The sequence below is a fragment of the Pseudomonas sp. LBUM1640 genome (assembly GCF_059716225.1).
Genome location: NZ_CP166816.1, coordinates 97,527 through 115,794 on the forward strand (window position 1 = coordinate 97,527; position 18,268 = coordinate 115,794).

Annotated in this window: 18 protein-coding genes; all 18 read right to left on the bottom strand. The window is 60.4% G+C overall.

Features of this window, described 5'->3' with window-relative positions:
- Positions 1-59 precede the first annotated feature (59 nt).
- The 18 genes from ACA065_RS00475 to ACA065_RS00560 all read right to left on the bottom strand — a co-directional run bounded on the left by ACA065_RS00475 (position 60) and on the right by ACA065_RS00560 (position 18,264).
- The gene (locus tag ACA065_RS00475) at positions 60-719 is read right to left on the bottom strand and encodes an ABC-type transport auxiliary lipoprotein family protein (protein ID WP_497692865.1); all 660 of its coding nucleotides are present in this window, start codon (positions 717-719) and stop codon (positions 60-62) included.
- Entirely contained in the window at positions 716-1,654 is a 939-nt protein-coding gene (locus ACA065_RS00480) for an MlaD family protein (protein WP_497692866.1), read from the bottom strand. The genes ACA065_RS00475 and ACA065_RS00480 overlap by 4 nt, the downstream gene beginning before the upstream one ends.
- Position 1,655: 1 nt before the next feature.
- A complete protein-coding gene (locus ACA065_RS00485; protein ID WP_071486747.1) occupies positions 1,656-2,459 on the bottom strand; it encodes an ABC transporter ATP-binding protein in 804 nt (267 codons plus the stop codon).
- Positions 2,456-3,604, bottom strand: a complete 1,149-nt coding sequence (locus ACA065_RS00490) for an ABC transporter permease (RefSeq protein ID WP_497692867.1) — start codon at positions 3,602-3,604, stop codon at positions 2,456-2,458. Before ACA065_RS00490 ends, ACA065_RS00485 begins: the two co-directional genes overlap by 4 nt.
- A 54-nt stretch (positions 3,605-3,658) precedes the next feature.
- Positions 3,659-4,690 (bottom strand): DUF5924 family protein, encoded by a 1,032-nt coding sequence (locus ACA065_RS00495; RefSeq protein ID WP_497692868.1) that lies wholly within the window; start codon positions 4,688-4,690, stop codon positions 3,659-3,661.
- A gap of 70 nt (positions 4,691-4,760) precedes the next feature.
- Positions 4,761-6,143 carry a M16 family metallopeptidase gene (locus ACA065_RS00500; protein ID WP_497692869.1) on the bottom strand — a complete coding sequence of 461 codons (1,383 nt, stop codon included), beginning with the start codon at positions 6,141-6,143 and terminating at the stop codon, positions 4,761-4,763.
- Positions 6,144-6,200: 57 nt separating this feature from the next.
- A complete protein-coding gene (locus tag ACA065_RS00505) occupies positions 6,201-7,859 on the bottom strand; it encodes a Na/Pi cotransporter family protein (RefSeq protein WP_497692870.1) in 1,659 nt (552 codons plus the stop codon).
- 308 nt (positions 7,860-8,167) lie between these two features.
- Positions 8,168-8,935, bottom strand: a complete 768-nt coding sequence (locus tag ACA065_RS00510; protein ID WP_497692871.1) for a TerC family protein — start codon at positions 8,933-8,935, stop codon at positions 8,168-8,170.
- Positions 8,936-9,000: 65 nt separating this feature from the next.
- Entirely contained in the window at positions 9,001-10,308 is a 1,308-nt protein-coding gene (locus ACA065_RS00515; protein ID WP_497692872.1) for a CitMHS family transporter, read from the bottom strand.
- A 272-nt stretch (positions 10,309-10,580) separates the two neighbouring features.
- Positions 10,581-12,542: a DUF7844 domain-containing protein gene (locus ACA065_RS00520; RefSeq protein ID WP_497692873.1), complete on the bottom strand. Its 1,962-nt coding sequence runs from the start codon at positions 12,540-12,542 to the stop codon at positions 10,581-10,583.
- Positions 12,539-12,859, bottom strand: a complete 321-nt coding sequence (locus tag ACA065_RS00525; protein ID WP_497692874.1) for a DUF2388 domain-containing protein — start codon at positions 12,857-12,859, stop codon at positions 12,539-12,541. Before ACA065_RS00525 ends, ACA065_RS00520 begins: the two co-directional genes overlap by 4 nt.
- Before the next feature lie 38 nt (positions 12,860-12,897).
- On the bottom strand, positions 12,898-13,206 hold the full coding sequence (locus ACA065_RS00530) for a DUF2388 domain-containing protein (RefSeq protein WP_497692875.1): 309 nt from the start codon (positions 13,204-13,206) through the stop codon (positions 12,898-12,900).
- A 107-nt stretch (positions 13,207-13,313) separates the two neighbouring features.
- On the bottom strand, positions 13,314-13,634 hold the full coding sequence (locus tag ACA065_RS00535) for a DUF2388 domain-containing protein (protein WP_064450074.1): 321 nt from the start codon (positions 13,632-13,634) through the stop codon (positions 13,314-13,316).
- A gap of 159 nt (positions 13,635-13,793) precedes the next feature.
- Positions 13,794-13,979: a DUF1127 domain-containing protein gene (locus tag ACA065_RS00540; protein WP_497692876.1), complete on the bottom strand. Its 186-nt coding sequence runs from the start codon at positions 13,977-13,979 to the stop codon at positions 13,794-13,796.
- 263 nt (positions 13,980-14,242) lie between these two features.
- Positions 14,243-14,458 (bottom strand): DUF1127 domain-containing protein, encoded by a 216-nt coding sequence (locus tag ACA065_RS00545; protein WP_048721398.1) that lies wholly within the window; start codon positions 14,456-14,458, stop codon positions 14,243-14,245.
- 318 nt (positions 14,459-14,776) lie between these two features.
- On the bottom strand, positions 14,777-16,270 hold the full coding sequence (gene scpC, locus ACA065_RS00550; protein ID WP_497692877.1) for a succinyl-CoA:acetate CoA-transferase ScpC: 1,494 nt from the start codon (positions 16,268-16,270) through the stop codon (positions 14,777-14,779).
- A 237-nt stretch (positions 16,271-16,507) separates the two neighbouring features.
- A complete protein-coding gene (locus ACA065_RS00555; RefSeq protein ID WP_497692878.1) occupies positions 16,508-17,944 on the bottom strand; it encodes an NAD(P)(+) transhydrogenase (Re/Si-specific) subunit beta in 1,437 nt (478 codons plus the stop codon).
- A complete protein-coding gene (locus ACA065_RS00560) occupies positions 17,941-18,264 on the bottom strand; it encodes an NAD(P) transhydrogenase subunit alpha part 2 (protein ID WP_003170836.1) in 324 nt (107 codons plus the stop codon). Before ACA065_RS00560 ends, ACA065_RS00555 begins: the two co-directional genes overlap by 4 nt.
- Between the last annotated feature and the right edge of the window lie 4 nt (positions 18,265-18,268).

Consider the following 18,268-nt stretch of genomic DNA (forward strand, 5'->3'; position numbering starts at 1 on the left):
TGCTCCCGCTGGGCCGCGAAGCGGCCCCAACAAGGTTTCGCAGGTGTGTCAGTTAAAACTTATTGGCTAGTTTTGGGGCTGCTGCGCAGCCCAGCGGGAGCAAGCTCCCTCGCCACAAAGGCGGCATTGCCCTGCTGCACCACCCAATCCACCACCTGCCGATTCAACTGATCCCCCGCCTGCCCAAATGCGGCCACCACCGCGGGCACCTTGGTGTCGCCCACTGGCTGTCTGACCTCAAACCGCCGGCTGGCAATAATCCGCTGATCACTCCCACGCACCAGGCGCGCGTCCAGGCGGATCACCGCGTCTACCGCACTGCCGCGGTACTCACTCTGAAACGCCTGCAGCTGCCCGCCCAGCTCATAGTCGGCCTGCAAGTTGGTCTCGTCGGTGCTCAGCAACGTCACTCGCCCATCGCGTTGGAAGCCGTCCATAAACCGATTGCGCAGCAACACCGGCGTCGGGTCGCTCCAGCGCGAGTTCGCATAGCTGCTGATCAGGTCGCCATTGGGCACCACGGCAATGCGTGGGCTGTCGAGGAATTCGCTGCTCTGCGGTTTGCTCACGCGCAATGACCAGCTCACCGGGGTGCCTTGTGTGGTCGTTTGCGTCGAAGCCAGGCGGTACACATCCGATGGGTCGGGTTTAGGCAGAATCGAGCACGCGCTGATCAGCGCCAAGGCCACAGGGGCAATCAGTTGGTAAGCACGCTTCATGGCGTGAACTCCTTGTTCTTGTCGCTGCCCAGCAAGTAACCGCTGGGGTTGGCTTCGAGGCGACGGGAGATGGCGCGCAGCGAACCCAGGGTTTCGCGCAGCTCGCGCACGGCCGGCGCCAGTTCGTTGAGGCCCTGCATGCCGCTGTTCACCGAGTCCTTGTTGTTGGTCAGCAAGGTGTTGATGGTCGCGGTGCTTTGTTCAAGGGATTTCATGGCCTGCTCGGCGCTGCCGAAGGCTTGCTTGCCTTGATCGTTGAGCAAGCCGTTGGCGTTGCGCATCAGCACGGTGGTTTGCTCCAGGGCGGCAGTCGCCTGTTTGCTCACCTGCATCAATTGCTGCATCACCACCTTGATGTCGCCGCGCTGCTCGGCAATGGCGCCAGTGGTTTGTTGCAGGTTGTCCAGGGTGTTGCTCAGACGTTCGACGTTCTCCCGAGAGAACATGTGGTTGGCGTTGTGCAGCAGCAGGTTGATGCTGGTCATCAGGTCGTTGCTGTTATTGAGCAACCGCGCGATGGGCGATGGCGAGGCGATGATTTCCGGCAGGTTGCCGTCCTTGCCCTTGAGCTCGGGGCTTTGCGGTGTGCCGCCGCTGAGCTGGATGATCGAGGTGCCGGTGATGCCGGTCAGGGCCAGTTTGGCCTGGGTGTCTTCCTTGATCGGTGTTTGCCCCGCCAGGCGGATGCGTGCGAGTACGCGGCGCGGGTCATTGGGGTCCAGGCGCAGGCTGATCACGTCGCCCACCTTGATCCCGCTGTACTGCACCGAACTGCCTTGGGACAACCCGCTGACCGCCTCGTTGAACACCACCTCATAATCCTGGAAGGCGCTGTCGATGCTGGACTTGGCCAGCCACAGGCCAAACAGCATCGCGCCGACCACCACGATCACGCTGAACAGACCGATCATCACATGATGGGCTCGGGTTTCCATGTCATACCTCGTTGAGCGATTGAGCGGCATCCAATGCCGCGCGGCCGCGGGGGCCGTGGAAGTATTCGTGAATCCAGGCGTCGTTCGTTTCCGAGACGACATCGATGGCATCGGCCACCAGCACTTTCTTCTGCGCCAGCACCGCCACGCGGTCGGTGATGGTGTACAGCGTGTCGAGGTCGTGGGTGACCAGGAATACGCTCAGCCCCAACGCGTCGCGCAGGGTCAGGATCAGTTGGTCAAATTGCGCCGCGCCAATCGGATCGAGGCCGGCGGTGGGTTCGTCGAGAAACAGGATATCCGGGTCCAGCGCCAATGCTCGCGCCAGGGCGGCGCGCTTGATCATGCCGCCGGACAGCGACGCCGGGTATTTATCGGCCGCCGACAGCGGCAACCCCGCAAGGGCAAGCTTGACCGCCGCCAGGTGCTCGGCATCGCGGCGGCTGAGGCCGGCGTGTTCGATTAATGGCAGTGCGACGTTTTCGGTGACGGTCAGCGAGGAAAACAGCGCGCCCTTCTGGAACAGCACACCAAAGCGGCGTTCCACCAGCGAGCGTTCATGTTCCGAGAGATTCGGCAGGTTTTTGCCGAACACCCGCACCTCGCCTTCGCTGGGCCGGCGCAGGCCGACGATGCTGCGCAACAGCACCGATTTGCCGCTGCCGGAGCCGCCGACTACTGCGAGGATCTCGCCTTTATACAAATCCAGGTCGAGGTTCTCGTGCACGCTCTGGCTGCCAAAGCGGTTGCACAGGCCGCGCACTTCGATCACCGCCTCAGTGGGCGCACGGTGTAGACGACTCACCAGCCCATCTCCATAAAGAACAACGCGGCGACCGCATCCAGCACGATCACCACAAAGATCGATTGCACCACGCTGGAGGTGGTGTGGGCGCCGACCGACTCAGCACTGCCACTGACCTTGAAGCCTTCGAGGCAGCCGATCGCGGCAATCAGGAAGGCGAAGATCGGCGCTTTCACCATGCCGACCAGGAAATGCTGCACACCAATGTCCGATTGCAGCAGTGAGAGAAACATCGCCGGCGAAATATCCAACGCGACGGCGCACACCACACCGCCGCCGACAATTCCCGAGAGCATCGCCAGAAAGGTCAGCATCGGCAGCGACACCAGCAGCGCCATCACGCGTGGCAGCACCAGCAGCTCCATCGGGTCCAGGCCCAGGGTGCGGATGGCGTCGATTTCTTCGTTGGCCTTCATCGAACCGATTTGTGCCGTGAAGGCACTGGCGGTGCGGCCGGCGATCAGGATGGCGGTGAGCAAAACGCCGAACTCCCGTAGGAACGAGAACGCCACCAAGTCCACGGTGAAAATGGTCGCGCCAAAACTCTTGAGCACCGTGGCACCGAGAAACGCCACTACGGCGCCGACCAGAAAGGTCAGCAACGCCACAATGGGCGCGGCGTCGAGCCCGGTCTGTTCGATGTGCGCGACCATCGGCGTGAGGCGCCAGCGCTTGGGGCGGAAAATGCCGCGGGCGAAGGTTTCGAGGATCAGCCCGATAAAACCGAGCAGCTTCTTGCTGTCTTGCCAGACGGTGTCCACCGCGCGGCCGATACGTGCGAGCACCTGGATGCCGGCGGCTTGTTCCGGCGCTTTGTCCGGCACACAAAAATCGTTCAGGGAGCGGTAGACGGTTTTGAGCAGCGCGCGGTCGGCGGCGGACAGGCTGCAGTCGGTTTGCTCGGCGGACTGCTCGATGCGCTCCGGGCCCAACAGCTCAACCAGCAGCGAAGCACCGGCAGTATCCAGGGCACCCAGACCATTGAGGTCGATGCGCGCACCCGCGTCATATTGGCCGTCGAGCTTGTCGCTCAGCTTCTTCAGGTTTGCATAGTGGGCAAGCGTCCAGTCCCCCGTAATCCTGAGTAACGGAGTTGCGGTAGACGTATCGAGGTGGGCTGCGCCGGCCGTTGTACGGGTGGTCATAAGCTCCGAGCTTGTTTGGCTATCCAGAATTCCTACCTAATAGCACGATACAGCCTACTTTGGCGTGTCCGTTTGTGCTGTGTCAGTGACTTTGAAGCGCAGCACGCCGATGACCTGACCGTCTTCCGTCAGCACCCGCACTTGCCAGCGGCCTACCGCATCGGCCGGGAAGTTCTGCTTGTGGGTCCACGCGCGGTAGCCTTCCTTGCGTCCGCCGTGGATATCCAAGGCGATGCGGTCGACTTCTTGGCCGTTGAATTTCCACACGTGGTAAATCCGCTCATCCAGGCCGCGCGGCGCGTTGATTGCGGTGTAGGCGTACAGCCCGCCGCTGCGCAGTTGAGCGGCGCTGACTTCCTTGAGGTCGTCGCCTGGCGTGCGGTCTTGCAGCTGGGTGCTAATCGCCACTTCGCTCATCCACAACGTGGCGGGCGGCACCCAACTGCGCAGGAACCAACCGGCGCAGCCAATCGCGGCGGTCACCCCCAGCAGCATCGCCCAGCCTTTGATGCTGCGCAGCGGCAGGCTCACGGCCAGGCTCGGGATCGACAGCGCCATGGCCACGCCCAGCGCTAACTTGTAACTCTCGGCGGTGGTCAGGTGCAGGATGATCGGCAGCGCGGTGAGCAGCGCTGCGAACAGGGTCAGTGTGTGTAATGCCAGAAACAACGAGCGTTTCGGCGCCAGCCACTTGTAGTACAGCGGGTCGGTGATCGACACCAGCGCCGCCGCGCCGAGCAGGCCGGTGAAAACCGATTGGCCACTGTTCCAGGCGGTGGTGACAAAAAAGAACGGCAGCACAAAGAACAGACTTTCCTGGTGGATCATCTGGGTGGCGTAGCGCAGCAGCGGCTCGGGGATTTCGCGGTTGAAGACTTTGGTGAATAGCCGGGTAAAGCTGTTTTCCAGCATCAGCCACAGCCAGCTCACCAGCATGATCACCGCGATCCAGCTGGCCATGCCTTGCTGGCGATCCACCAGGATGAAGCTGCACACACCCGAAATAAAGCCGCCGAGCGCAATCACCCCAGGGTAGCGCTTGATCAGTACGAGGATGCGCTGGATAAGGGGCGGCAGGTTTGGCATGGGCGGTTCACAGTGTGTGTAGGAATAAACCCAGACAGAATAACGTCTTAGCCCGGTGTTCGGTGCCTCATTACGCGACCCGTTTGCGATAAAGCCGCAGGCCGGCCAACGCAATGGCGATCAGCCCGAGCACGCCGGCGCCGATCCAGGTCAGGCTGTCATAGCTGAGCAGCGGTTTTTCGATGCGCCAATAGCCCGGCTGCTCGAAAACCTGGCGCATGGCCAGGTTGGCCTGTTTAAGGTTGACGGCCTTGATACGTTTGACCGGGTCGCTGAAGTGGCCGTTGTTGTAGTCGCCGGACGCGCTCCAGTAATAATCGGCCAGCGCGCTGTTGCCTTGCACGGCCCAGGCTTGGCGCGCGATGGCGGCTTGCTGCAGACGGGCGAAAGTTGCCGCGTCGAGGCCGTCCTTGAGCAGTTGCGCCTTGAGGTCCTGCAATACCTGTTCGGCTTGCGGCAGGTTGTCCCGCTCAAGGTCGGCATTCAGGCTGAGGAAGCCGACGCCGCCGAGCACTTCACGCTCGCTCCACGGGCCGTAGGACAAACCGTGCTTGAGGCGCAGTTGGCGGTATAGCGCCCAGTCGAGGTAGTCCTTGAGCAGGTCGTAGGTTTCATCATGCTGGTCGTCCAGCACCGGCTCGGGGAACAGCCAGTGCAGTTTGGCGCTGTCACCCACCCAGCCGTGGATCAGGTCGCGATGGCTGGCGGCGGCGTGCTGGATCTCCGGTAATGGCAAATGCTCGCTCGGCTCGACCGGGTCGAGTTCGCCGTAGGTGCGTTCAAGGTAGGCCGGCAACAGCTTGTCGAGGTCGCCGACGATGATCAGGGTCATGTTGTTGGGCGCGTACCAATTTTTGCGCAGTGTTTGCAATTGATCGCGGGTCAGGTGGTCGACCTCGGCACGTTCGGCACATTTGAGGCCCAACTCGACGGCCAATTGGTTGCTGGCGGTGTGGCCCAGGTCCTGGCGGTCGAGCAGGCGTTGCAGGTGTGAGTAATGGCCGCCGTCTTCACGTTCGACCACCTGCTTGGCCGCGTTGATGTTGGCATCGGTCAGCTCGGTGCGGGTGATGATCGCCAGCAACAGGTCGAGTACCTTGCGCTGGTTTTGCGCGGGCGCTTCGATCACAAAGGTGGTGTCGGCATTGCTGGTGTACGCGTTCCACTCGCCGCCCAAGGCTTGCATGCGGTCTTCGAGGTCGCCTTCACCGCCGCCATCGATACCGCTGAACAGCAAGTGTTCGAGCAGGTGCGGGAGTTCTTTTTCTTCGCAAGGGAAGTCATCCAGGCCTACGCCCACCACCAAGCGGATGGCCACATGCCCGCGCTCGGTGCCCGGTTTGAGCAGCAGTTGCAGGCCGTTGGGCAAGGTATAGCCCTCGACTTGCAGGCGGTCAAAGGCAAAGGCGTGGGCAGAGCCCATCAGCAGGCAGGCGAATAACAGGCGACGCATAACAGCTTCCTGGCGAGTGAGGTCCATTGTTAACTGACTTCACTCGCCGTCGTACGTTCAGGGTGAATGGGTGATGTCGGCGATATCTTCGGCCGAGAGTGCGCCGGTGTCGGAAGTTTCCAGCACGACATAGGCGCTGCTGCAAAACAGTGAGTTGAGGCGTTTCATGTCGGCAATCAGCTCCAGGTGCAGGGAACTGGTTTCCAGGCTCTGTACGATTTTGCGCTGCAGACGGCTGACGTGGGCGTGGGCCAGACGGCGCTCCTGGGCGCGGAAACGGCGCTTTTCGCGCAGCAGTTGGCGGGCGCTTTCCGGGTCGGCGCTGAGGAACACCGACAGGCCCAGGCGCAGGTTGGCAATCAGCTGGGTATGCAGACCGGCCAGTTCTTCCAGGCCCACTTCGGAGAACTGACGGCGCTGCGAGGTTTTCTGCTGCTGGACTTTGCGCAGCATGCGCTCGATCAGGTCCCCGGCCAGTTTCAGGTTGATCGACAGCTCGATGATCTCGGCCCAGCGGCGGCTGTCCTGTTCGCTGAGGTCTTCGCGAGGCATTTGCGCCAGGTAAAGCTTGATCGCGCTGTACAGCGCTTCGACGTCGTCACTGAGGCTGCGCATTTCCTGGGTGATTGCGGTTTGCTTGCCGCGCAACACTTCGAGCATCGCGGTGAGCATGTTGTCGATCAGGTCACCCAGGCGCAGGGTTTCGCGGGCGGCGTTGGCCAAGGCCAGGCTTGGGGTGGCGAGTGCAGCAAGGTCGAGGTGGCGGGGTTTGGCTTTGCCGTTGGTCTCGGCTTGTTCCGGCAGCAACCAGGCGCACAGGCGTGCCATCGGGCCAATGGTCGGTAACAGGATCAGGCAGCGGCTGACGTTGTAGAGCAGGTGGAAGGTAATGACCATGCCTTGGGCGCTGTAGTCCAAATCGTCCATCCAGCCGACGAGCGGGTCGAGTACCGGAATGATCAGCAGCAAGCCAATCAGCTTGTACAGCAAGCTGCCCAGTGCCACTTGCCGACCGGCCGCGTTCTGCATACTGGTGCTGAGGAAGGCCAGCACGCCACTGCCGATGTTGGCGCCGATCACCAGCCCGATCGCCACGTGCAGGCCGATCACACCGGCGCCGGCCAAGGTGGCCGTAAGCAGCACGGCCGCGAGGCTGGAGTAGGAAATCATCGCAAAGAGTGCGCCAACCAAGGCGTCCAGCAAGATGTCGCCGGTCAGCGAGGCGAACAGCACCTTGACGCCTTGGGCGTGGGTAATCGGCCCGGCGGCTTCGACGATCAACTGCAGCGCCAGAATGATCAGGCCCAGGCCGATGCCTACACGGCCCAACTGCCCGGCCCGCGTCTGTTTGCGCGACAGGAAGAAAATCACACCCAGGAAAATCAGCAGCGGCGACAGCCAGGACAAGTCAAACGTCAGCACTCGCGCCATCAACGCCGTACCGACGTCGGCACCGAGCATGGTCGCGAGGGCGGGCATCAGCCCCATCAGGCCCTGGCCGACAAACGAGGTGACCAGCATCGCCGTGGCGTTACTGCTCTGCACCATGGCCGTGACCAGGATACCGGCGACAAACGCCAGCCAGCGCTTGGACATGTTCTGCCCGATGACTTGGCGCAAGTTGGAACCGTAGACCCGCAAGATGCCGGTACGGACGATGTGCGTGCCCCAGATAAGCAGGGTCACGGCGGAAAGCAGATTGAGCAAGGTCAGCATGCTCGGCCCCCCGTGTGGGTTAGCTCAAAGAAGAGCAAATAAGAGTTGCCGCGTGCCGTTCTACGTCTTGTACTTAAGCTGTAGTTGGCGAATGGGCTGCGCGCCAGCATCGCATAGCTAAAGTAGGGTTTGAAATAAAACTGTCATGAAATCATCAAGATCGTGCCCACGCTCTGCGTGGAAATGAATCCCGTGACGCTCTGCGTCGCATTGAGGGCAGGACGCGGAGCGTCCGTAGTCGACATTCCCACGCGCAGGGTGGGAACGATCAAGGGGCTCGAAAGCCCCTTTTCGGCAGCGGGTCAGTGTTATTGACCCGGGATGTCCTTGCGCAGTTTCACCGGATCCTGCTGTTTCTTCTTTTTCGCGATAGCGGTGCGCATCTTGATGTTGACCGCTTCCACCGCCAGCGAGAACGCCATGGCGAAGTAGACGTAGCCTTTTGGCACGTGCACACCGAAGGATTCGGCGATCAGCACCGTACCCACGACCAGCAGGAACGACAGCGCGAGCATTTTCAGCGACGGGTGCTTGTCGATGAATTCGCTGATGGTGCCGGCAGCCAGCATCATCACCAGTACGGCCACCACGATCGCCGCGACCATGACGGGTACGTGAGAGACCATACCGACCGCAGTGATCACCGAGTCCAGGGAGAACACGATGTCGATGATCGCGATCTGGATGATGGTGTAGATGAATTTGCCACCCTTGCCGCCAGGCTCGTCGTGGGTTTCGTCTTCACCTTCCAGCGCGTGGTACATCTCCTGGGAGCTTTTCCACAGCAGGAACAGGCCACCGAAGAACAGGATCAGGTCGCGGCCGGAAATGCCTTGGTCGAAGACCACGAACAGGTCGGCGGTCAGTTGCATGACCCACGTGATCGACAGCAGCAGCAGGATTCGCGTGACCATGGCCAGGGCCAGGCCGAAGATCCGGGTGCGCGCCTGCATATGCTTGGGCATGCGGCTGACCAGGATCGAAATCATGATGATGTTATCGATGCCCAGGACGATCTCGAGGGCCGTCAGGGTGAAGAAGGCAATCCAGATTTCCGGATTGGTCAGCCATTCCATGTGTATTCCTTTGAGCAAATGTTAAACCGCGCAAGCTGCAGCGCCGCGCGGTTGGGTGGATACGATTATAGAGTACTGAACAGCGGAAAAATCCCCATCAGCAAAGCGGCGAACATTATGCACAGGCACACCAGCACTGCCCACTTAAGGGTAAAGCGTTGGTGATCGCCAAATTCGATACCGGCCAGTGCTACCAACAGGTAGGTCGATGGGACCAGAGGGCTGAGCAAATGCACGGGCTGGCCGACGATGGACGCGCGCGCCATTTCCACGGCGGTGATGCCGTAATGGCTGGCCGCCTCGGCGAGTACTGGCAGGACGCCGTAGTAGAACGCATCGTTGGACATGAAGAAAGTAAACGGCATGCTCACCAGCGCGGTGATCACGGCCAGATAGGGGCCCATGGCTTCCGGGATGACCGCCAGCAGGCTTTTTGACATGGCATCGACCATGCCGGTGCCCGACAGAATGCCGGTAAAAATACCCGCAGCGAAGATCAGCCCTACCACCGCCAATACGCTACCAGCATGGGCGGCGACACGGTCTTTCTGCATTTGCAGGCATGGGTAGTTGACGATCATCGCGATACTGAACGCCACCATGAACAGTACCGGCAACGGCAGCAGGCCAGCGATCAGGGTGCACATCAGTGCCAGGGTCAGGGCGCCGTTGAACCAGATCAGCTTCGGGCGGCGTGCGTCCGGGAATTGCGACACGCTGATCTCACTGTGGTCGATCTCGTCGCCTTGCAAGTGCAGTTCACCCAAACGGGCGCGTTCGCGCTTGCCGTACATATAGGCAATCACCAGGATGGCCGCCACGCCGACGGCCATGGCCGGGATCATCGGTACGAAAATATCCGAAGGGTCCACATGCAGCGCACTGGCGGCACGCGCCGTTGGGCCGCCCCAAGGCGTCATGTTCATCACGCCACCGGCGAGGATGATCAGGCCGGCCATGATCCGCGGGCTCATACCGATGCGCTTGTACAGCGGCAGCATGGCGGCGACGCAGATCATGTAGGTGGTTGCACCGTCACCGTCGAGGGAGACGACCAGGGCCAGTACAGCGGTGCCCACCGACACTTTCAGCGGGTCACCCTTGACCATCTTGAGGATCTTGCGCACGGCCGGGTCAAACAGGCCGGAGTCGATCATCAAGGCAAAATAGAGGATAGCGAACATCAGCATCACGCCGGTCGGCGCAAGCTTGGTGATGCCTTCGAGCATCATCGGGCCGATCTTCGGTGCGAAACCGCCGAATAGCGCGAACAGGATAGGCACTATGATCAGGGCGATCAGCGCAGACAGGCGCTTGGTCATGATCAGGAACATGAACGTGATGACCATGGCAAAGCCAAGGAAAGTCAGCATGGGAATACTCCAGGCGTGGCGCGGCTAGGGAATGGCGAACCGGGTTGGGGTCAGCGCAGTACGAAAGGCACGTAGCGTACGGGTGGAGTTGGGGCGAACAGGCAAGGACGAGCGGACATCAGGATCACCATTGTTGTTGTTAACAGCCGGTCTGTTGCCGGCAGTGGGGCGATCCTAGACGGGGAAGCTTTCAGCCAGCTTTCGCTGTGTAAGCGGATGATGAGAGGTTTTTCCTCTTTTTTTGTAGGATTGGTCAGCGTGTATGGGGTGAATCAGGGAATCTCCAAGCCGCCCGCGGCTTTATGCAGCGCTCTCAGATGCTCGCCGACTTGCTTGAGGTTGGCTTCGCAGGCGGCAATCTCGGCGGCGCGGGAAGGCTCCAGGAGCACCCTCACCTCTTTATCCAGATCGCCAGTCAAGGATTGCAGCTGCTTCTGGCGTTCGGCGCTTTCCGATTCCAGGCGTTTGGACTCCGAGGGTTGCGGCAGGCCGTAGCCTCCACTGCCGAGCAGCTCCGCCGGGCGGCTGAGGAAGCCGCTGTTGGCGAGGATCTGTTGCAGCGTGTTATTGGCTTTTTCCATCCCGCCGTTTTTCAGCTCGCGTGCGCCGAGGTAGCGTTGTTTGACTTCGTCCTGGGCCAGCATTAACTGTTTGCGGTAGCTCGCCTGTTCCAGCAGCAACAGTGCGGCGCTGGTGCGCAGGTCGGCCTGGCTGAACCATTGGCGGCGTTCTTCTGCGCGCAGTGACAGCCAGTCTTCGACTTGGGTCTGTTTGATCGGTAAGTGTTTGCGCAGCACATCGAACATCGCCTGGTAGCGTTCGCGGAACGAGTCGAAGTGGTAACCCAGGCGCAATGCCTCGCGTTTGTCGTTGAGTACGCTGGTGTCGGCCAGGCCACGGGCGCTGAGCACTTCCAGCAGGCCGTTGGGGGTAATGTTGTCCAGGCCGGTCAGTTGCGGGTTGGCGCTGCCACTGCGCAACAATTTCAGGCTCTCGACCGCGCAGTTGTTGGAAATGAAGAAGTAGTTGCCGTCGTAGCTCCAGTGCATTTCGGCGGCATGCTCGACGGTGTCTTCGATTTCCTGGCGCGTCAGTTTCAACGGAACAGAGGCCAGCCCGCGTAGTTCGGTTTTGGTGTATTCGTCGATCACTTGGGCCAGTGGCAATACAAACAGCCGCGAGGGGTACTTGCCGACCAGGCCATCCCAGCTCGACAACTGTACGTCGCCGACGAAGGCACGGTAGGACAGCACCAGGTGTTGGTCCAGGTCCAGCCGACAATCCGGGCCGCGTGGGCGGCCGGGTGCGCAGATCACCAGGCGCAACATGCTGTGGCCCCAGCGGCTGACCAGGTTCTGGTTGGCTTCGGCCAGCAAGTAGTCGATTTCATACACCCGTTCCGGGTCGACCTGGCCCAGCGGCGTCTTGGCGAAATCGTTGCCCGCGTTCAAGAAGGCGTAGGTTTTAGCGCAGGTGTCTTGCTCTGGCGGTGCCCAGCCGAAGTGTTCCTTGTAATAGCGAAACAGCGCGGGGCGGCGGCAGGCGTAGCTGGGGTCGAGGAGAAAGTACTCCATGTTGACCGCGACGAATTCCAGCGGGCTGGTGGTTTCGTAGATATCCGGGCTGCGGGCGACCTGATGGTTGTGCTGTTCACGTTCGCCGCGACGGCCGACGTATTGCGGCCAGCCGGCAAGGTCCAGCAGGCGCGGGTCGTCACTCAAGGTAAAGCGACGGTCATTCTGGCCGCGGCATTGGTCGGGCAAGCCGATCAAGCCGGTGATGTTGTTCTGACGGCTGCACCGCTGGATCAGTGCGCGGTCGTCTTTGGACCACAGGCGCGCGCGGTCATAAATGTGGGTCAGTTCATGCAGCACGGTGGCGAGCATTTCGCGGCGCACGGTGCCGTGGGGGCGATTGGTCTTCTGGGTGGCGGCACTGCCGTCGGTCAGGCTGGCGAGCAGGTTTTGGTTGAGGTCCAGTTCGGACACCAGAGAGGCCTGGCCGTAAGCATTTTCAGGCATTTTGTCGGTCCAGCCGACATCAATGCGTCGGTCCAACTGCTCGATAAAGCGTGGCGGCAAGGCGCGCATCGCTTCATCAAGCAATGCCTGGCTGGCCTGCTGTTGGGCCGGGCTCAAACCATCGGTTTTGAGCCGCAGTTGCAGGCTGGCCTGGGCTGCGCCTGCACAGAGCAGCACAGTCCCGGCCAGTAGCCAGGCGACCAGGCGCCTCACAGAGCGAGGATGGCTTCGGCGAGGGTCTGGTCACTGGCATCGCGGGCTTCCGGCACGCGGGTTCGCAGGGTGTTGAAGGCTGCTTCCAGCTGCGCACCGCGGATCTCACCATTGGTGGCGACGAAGCTGGCGGCGTCATCGTGGGCTTCACGCACGACTTTGGAATCGCGGATGGAGGTGGTGGTGTCAGAAGTGAAATCAATGGTGCGGGCCGAGGCGCGTACGATGATGTTACTGGTGGCCTTCAAGGTTTGCGCGTGGGCAATATCGGCCAACAACAGCAGGCCGAGAGCGGCGGCGATCAGCGGGCTACGCATGGAATAACTCCAAAACAAAGATGGAAATACAATGATGATTATTGGACGAGAATTGCTTGCGCCAGTTCAAGGTCGCTTGCATGAAGTTTTGGCTGGGTACGGCGCAGATAATCCAGCGCAGACTCCAGGCGAGCGCCCCGCCATTGGCCGTCAGTGGCGATAAAAGCGGCAGCGTCATCCTGGGCGGCCAATACCAACTTTCTGTCAAAGGGCGCAGAGGTCACTTTACTGGTGGCGTACGCACTGATGACGGTGCTCTGCGTGGTCACATCAAAGGCCGAGGCCAGTGGCGACCAGCAGGCGGAAAACAACACGGGAACGATCAACAGGCGGTATGAAAAAGCCATGGGACTCGACAACTGAAAGCGAGCGCCAAGGCTAGCGCAATGCCCGGGCGAGAGCCAGCGCTGACACATTTGGTAGCGGCCGGCGCTCTCTAATGTCTACCTGCTTATCAAATGGCCAGAATCGCCTGGGCCAACTGTGCGTCAGTGGCGGTGTTCAATTGTGGTGCTTGTTGGCGGATCTGGGCCAAGGCGCTTTCCAGTTTTACGCCACGGATGGCGCCTTCACTGGCGACAAAGCTGGCGGCGTCATCACGGGCGGCCTGCACTACTTTGTTGTCACGCAGGGAGGAGGTGGCATCCGAACTGGCATCGGAGGTGGCTTTCAGCGCGCCAACGATCGAGTCGGTGGTCACGATGAGGCTGCTCGCGTTGGCATTGGCGGCGACGGCTAACAGGGCGGCAGCACTCAGCAGGCGAAGACGGGACATGGGATGACTCCTGTAGATGAACAAGTAAAGCGGCGCAAAGCGGCCACTGTGAAACTGACATTGTTGCAATTGAGCATCAGACGTCGGTTCTACAAGGTTCGCCACGTGATGATTGGATCTTAAGCTGCCGTTTGTCCGTTCGGATAGTCTCGCGACGCTCTAATCACGCCAGAACGGTTTGGACAGCTCGGCGATTCGATCGCCCTGGCTGATGCCGGCGTCTGAGAGTTCGCGCGGGTCAAGCTGCGCCAATTGATGTCGCTCGTGGGCCCGTCGTGCCCATATGGCCACTGCGCAGATGGTGCGAATGAGCAGCTGTCTAGAGGGCGAGCGTTGCGTGTTCATGGCTGGAGCCTTTGATGAGGTCTCGGTACTTCATGTTGGGCGCCTCAGTTCTACCGATACAGATACACCAAGGTTAAATTGTACTGCTTAACTGTAGTATTTTTTAGACTGTACCGGTTGATGCTCCAGCCTTCTGTTCAGCGGTGGAAAAAGCTGAATCCCAGAAACAGCAAAGCCCGCCGCCGGTTTCCCGGGGCGGGCTTTGCTTTGACGAATCAGGGTGCTGGCGGAGGACCCGGTGGGTCAGAGCCAGCGGGCGCCAATTAGCGCCAGAACGGCTTGCTCAGCTCTTCGTAGCGTTGAGCTTCGCTGATACCAGCGTCAGCCAGCAGACGCGAATCCAGACGAGCCAATTGGTGGCGGCTGGAGATGCGGCGCTGCCACAACATCAGGTTGGCGAGAACGCGCAAAGGCATGGAAGCCTGGGTGTTTACAGCTTTTTCTTCGAAGAACAGATCGGAACTGAGTGTACGTTCCATGATGACATCCTTCCGCTTGTGGCGGGATTAGGTAGTGGTTTAACTGATGCCAATGATCCTCCTCCGACGCAAGACTCACTAGATACAGTTCACCTGTATTGTGAGGGGCCAGTTAACTGTTTATAGGGGCTGTACTGTACGTAAATGGGGCAACTGTACCTGTCCGCACTTAAATAGTGCGAAATTGGCGGTTTCGACGCAAGTAGTGGAATATTTATGTAGGAAAAGACCGGTACAGCAGTACAGTTTTTTGCAGAAGTGGGAGTGATGCCTTCGAGCTGATGCAACTGTATTTGCATCAGCCCGAATCTGTATCAATCAGGCCTTGAGCATATGCCCGGTTTCTTCCAGATTAATGTGCCAACTCAGGGCTTCGCGCAGGATATGCGGGGTGTGCCCGCCGATAACGCAGGCGGCGTTGAAGTAACTGTTCAGCGCGTCGCGGTACGCCGGGTGCACACAGTTATCGATGATCACGCGGGCTCGCTCCCGTGGCGCCAGGCCGCGAAGGTCGGCAAGGCCCACCTCGGTTACTAGAATGTCGACGTCATGCTCTGTGTGGTCCACATGGCTGACCATCGGCACTACGCTGGAGATCGCGCCGCCTTTGGCAATCGACTTGGTGACAAATATGGCCAGGTGCGCGTTGCGCGCGAAATCTCCGGAGCCGCCAATCCCGTTCATCATGCGGGTACCGCAGACGTGGGTGGAGTTGACGTTGCCGTAGATATCGAATTCCAGCGCCGTATTAATGCCGATAATGCCCAGGCGCCGAACCACTTCAGGGTGGTTGGAAATTTCCTGCGGGCGCAGTACCAGCTTGTCTTTATAGTGTTCCAGGTTGCCGAACACGTCGGCGTTGCGCCGCTCCGACAAGGTAATCGAACTGCCCGAGGCGAAGCTCAGCTTGCCCGCGTCGATCAGGTCGAATGTCGAGTCCTGCAGCACTTCCGAATACATGGTCAGGTCTTCGAACGGTGAATCGATCAAGCCGCACATCACCGCGTTGGCAATGTTGCCGATCCCGGCCTGCAGCGGGCCGAGTTTGTTGGTCATGCGCCCGGCGTCCACCTCTTGCTTGAGGAAGTTAATCAGATGATTGGCGATGCCTTGGGTATCGGCGTCCGGCGGCGTCACGGTGGAGGCTGAGTCAGGTTGGTTGGTGATTACGATGGCGACGATCTTCTCCGGCGGGATCGGAATCGCAGTGCTGCCAATACGGTCGTCGACCTTAACCAGCGGAATCGGCGTGCGGGTTGGCCGGTAGGTCGGGATATAGATGTCGTGCAGCCCTTCCAGGTTCGGGTTGTGCGCGAGATTGATCTCGACGATCACTTGCTTGGCGAAAATCGCGAAGCTGGCCGAGTTGCCCACGGAGGTGGTCGGCACGATATGGCCTTGCTCGGTGATCGCGACCGCTTCGATCACGGCAATGTCTGGCAGCTTGAGCTGGTTGTTGCGTAGTTGCTCGACGGTTTCCGACAAGTGCTGATCGATAAACATCACCTCGCCGGCGTTGATCGCCTTGCGCAGGGTGCTGTCGACTTGGAACGGCATGCGCCGGGACAGTACGCCGGCTTCGGTCAGTTGCTTGTCCAGGTCATTGCCCAGGCTGGCGCCGGTCATCAGGGTGATTTTCAGCGGCGAAGTCTTGGCGCGTTCGGCCAGGGCGTGGGGGACGGCCTTGGCTTCACCGGCTCGGGTGAAGCCGCTCATGCCGACGGTCATGCCGTCCTCGATCAGTGCAGCGGCGTCTGCCGCGCTCATGACCTTGTTCAACAACGAAGGCAAGCGGATACGATCACGGTACATGAATTGTTATCTCAGGCTACGGAAGCAAGGTGGGCAGTGTAGTGATTTCAAAAAAATTCGGCCCGCTACCATGGTCGAATGCCAGGCTGCGATTTAGAGCCTTTGGTCGGGTTTCATGAGTGTGCAAAGCGAGACGCAGAGCATCCCCGGATGCCTTCCCACGCCGAGCATGGGAACGATCATAAAAAACCCCAGCCTACTGGAGGCCAGGGTTTCGGGTATTGCGCTGGCGCAGTGTTACTCGACGGCCTTGACCATGTCTTCGATGACCTTCTTGGCATCACCGAAGACCATCATGGTCTTGTCCAAGTAGAACAACTCGTTGTCCAGGCCCGCATAGCCGCTGGCCATCGAGCGCTTGTTGACGATGATGGTCTTGGCCTTGAACGCTTCCAGGATCGGCATGCCAGCGATCGGTGAATTCGGGTCGTTCTTGGCGGCCGGATTGACCACGTCGTTCGCGCCCAACACCAGCACCACATCGGCCTGGCCGAACTCGGAGTTGATGTCTTCCATCTCGAACACCTGGTCGTAAGGCACTTCCGCCTCGGCCAGCAGCACGTTCATGTGGCCTGGCATACGCCCCGCCACCGGGTGGATCGCGTACTTCACGGTCACGCCGCGGTGGGTCAGCTTTTCGGTCAGTTCTTTAAGCGCATGTTGCGCCCGCGCCACAGCCAAGCCGTAGCCCGGCACGATGATCACGGTGTCGGCGTTGGTCAGCAGGAAGGTGGCATCGTCTGCAGAGCCGGACTTCACCGGGCGCGCTTCTTTAGAGCCCGCCGGGCCTGCCGCATCTACCGTGTTGCCGAAACCGCCGAGCAGCACATTAAAGAAGGAGCGGTTCATCGCCTTGCACATGATGTACGACAGGATCGCGCCGCTGGAGCCCACCAGGGAGCCGGCGATGATCAGCATCGAGTTGTTCAGCGAGAAGCCGATACCCGCCGCAGCCCAGCCGGAGTAGCTGTTGAGCATCGACACGACTACCGGCATGTCGGCGCCACCAATCGGGATAATGATCAGCACGCCAAGCACGAAGGCCAGGGCCAGCATCAATGCGAAGGCACTGAGGTTGCCGGTGAACATGAACGCCAGGCCGAGGCCCAGGGTCAGCAGGCCCAGCACCAGGTTCAGCTTGTGCTGGCCGGCGAACTGTACGGGTGCGCCCTGGAACAGGCGGAACTTGTACTTGCCCGACAGTTTGCCGAACGCGATCACCGAACCGGAGAAGGTGATCGCGCCGATGGCCGCACCGAGGAACAGTTCCAGGCGGTTACCGGCAGGTATCGAGTCGCCCAGGTGTTTGACGATGCCCAGGGATTGCGGCTCGACCACGGCGGCGATCGCGATAAACACCGCAGCCAGGCCAATCATGCTGTGCATGAAAGCCACCAGCTCCGGCATCTTGGTCATTTCTACGCGCTTGGCCATGATCGAACCGGCAGTACCGCCGATCAGCAGGCCGACGATCACGTAGCCAATACCAGCAGTCGCAAGCTCAGCGCCGAGCTTATAGATGAGACCCACGGTGGTCAGCACCGCCAGCGCCATGCCGAGCATGCCGAACAGGTTGCCGCGTCGCGAGGTAGTTGGGTGCGACAGGCCTTTAAGGGCCTGGATAAAGCAGATCGACGCGATCAGGTAGAGCGTCGTGACCAGATTCATGCTCATGACGACGGCGCCTCTTCTTTTACTTTCGGGGCTTTTTTCTTGAACATCTCGAGCATCCTGCGCGTTACCAGGAAGCCGCCGAACACATTAACCGCCGCCAAAGCCACGGCCAGAGTGCCCATGGTCTTGCCCAGTGGTGTAACGGTAAGGGCCGCCGCCAGCATGGCGCCGACGATCACAATCGCCGAAATCGCGTTGGTCACCGCCATCAATGGCGTGTGCAGCGCAGGTGTCACGTTCCAGACCACGTGGTAACCGACATAAATGGCCAGTACAAAGATGATCAGGTTGTAGATACCGGGGGAGATAAGCTCTTCCATCGTC

Coding starts and splice junctions, on each gene's coding strand:
- ACA065_RS00475 (WP_497692865.1), bottom strand. CDS start 719: ATGAAGCGTGCTTACCAACTGATTGCCCCTGTGGCCTTGGCGCTGATC.
- ACA065_RS00480 (WP_497692866.1), bottom strand. CDS start 1,654: ATGGAAACCCGAGCCCATCATGTGATGATCGGTCTGTTCAGCGTGATC.
- ACA065_RS00490 (WP_497692867.1), bottom strand. CDS start 3,604: ATGACCACCCGTACAACGGCCGGCGCAGCCCACCTCGATACGTCTACC.
- ACA065_RS00495 (WP_497692868.1), bottom strand. CDS start 4,690: ATGCCAAACCTGCCGCCCCTTATCCAGCGCATCCTCGTACTGATCAAG.
- ACA065_RS00500 (WP_497692869.1), bottom strand. CDS start 6,143: ATGCGTCGCCTGTTATTCGCCTGCCTGCTGATGGGCTCTGCCCACGCC.
- ACA065_RS00505 (WP_497692870.1), bottom strand. CDS start 7,859: ATGCTGACCTTGCTCAATCTGCTTTCCGCCGTGACCCTGCTTATCTGG.
- ACA065_RS00510 (WP_497692871.1), bottom strand. CDS start 8,935: ATGGAATGGCTGACCAATCCGGAAATCTGGATTGCCTTCTTCACCCTG.
- ACA065_RS00515 (WP_497692872.1), bottom strand. CDS start 10,308: ATGCTGACTTTCCTTGGCTTTGCCATGGTCATCACGTTCATGTTCCTG.
- ACA065_RS00525 (WP_497692874.1), bottom strand. CDS start 12,859: ATGCGTAGCCCGCTGATCGCCGCCGCTCTCGGCCTGCTGTTGTTGGCC.
- ACA065_RS00530 (WP_497692875.1), bottom strand. CDS start 13,206: ATGGCTTTTTCATACCGCCTGTTGATCGTTCCCGTGTTGTTTTCCGCC.
- ACA065_RS00535 (WP_064450074.1), bottom strand. CDS start 13,634: ATGTCCCGTCTTCGCCTGCTGAGTGCTGCCGCCCTGTTAGCCGTCGCC.
- ACA065_RS00540 (WP_497692876.1), bottom strand. CDS start 13,979: ATGAACACGCAACGCTCGCCCTCTAGACAGCTGCTCATTCGCACCATC.
- ACA065_RS00545 (WP_048721398.1), bottom strand. CDS start 14,458: ATGGAACGTACACTCAGTTCCGATCTGTTCTTCGAAGAAAAAGCTGTA.
- scpC (WP_497692877.1), bottom strand. CDS start 16,270: ATGTACCGTGATCGTATCCGCTTGCCTTCGTTGTTGAACAAGGTCATG.
- ACA065_RS00555 (WP_497692878.1), bottom strand. CDS start 17,944: ATGAGCATGAATCTGGTCACGACGCTCTACCTGATCGCGTCGATCTGC.
- ACA065_RS00560 (WP_003170836.1), bottom strand. CDS start 18,264: ATGGAAGAGCTTATCTCCCCCGGTATCTACAACCTGATCATCTTTGTA.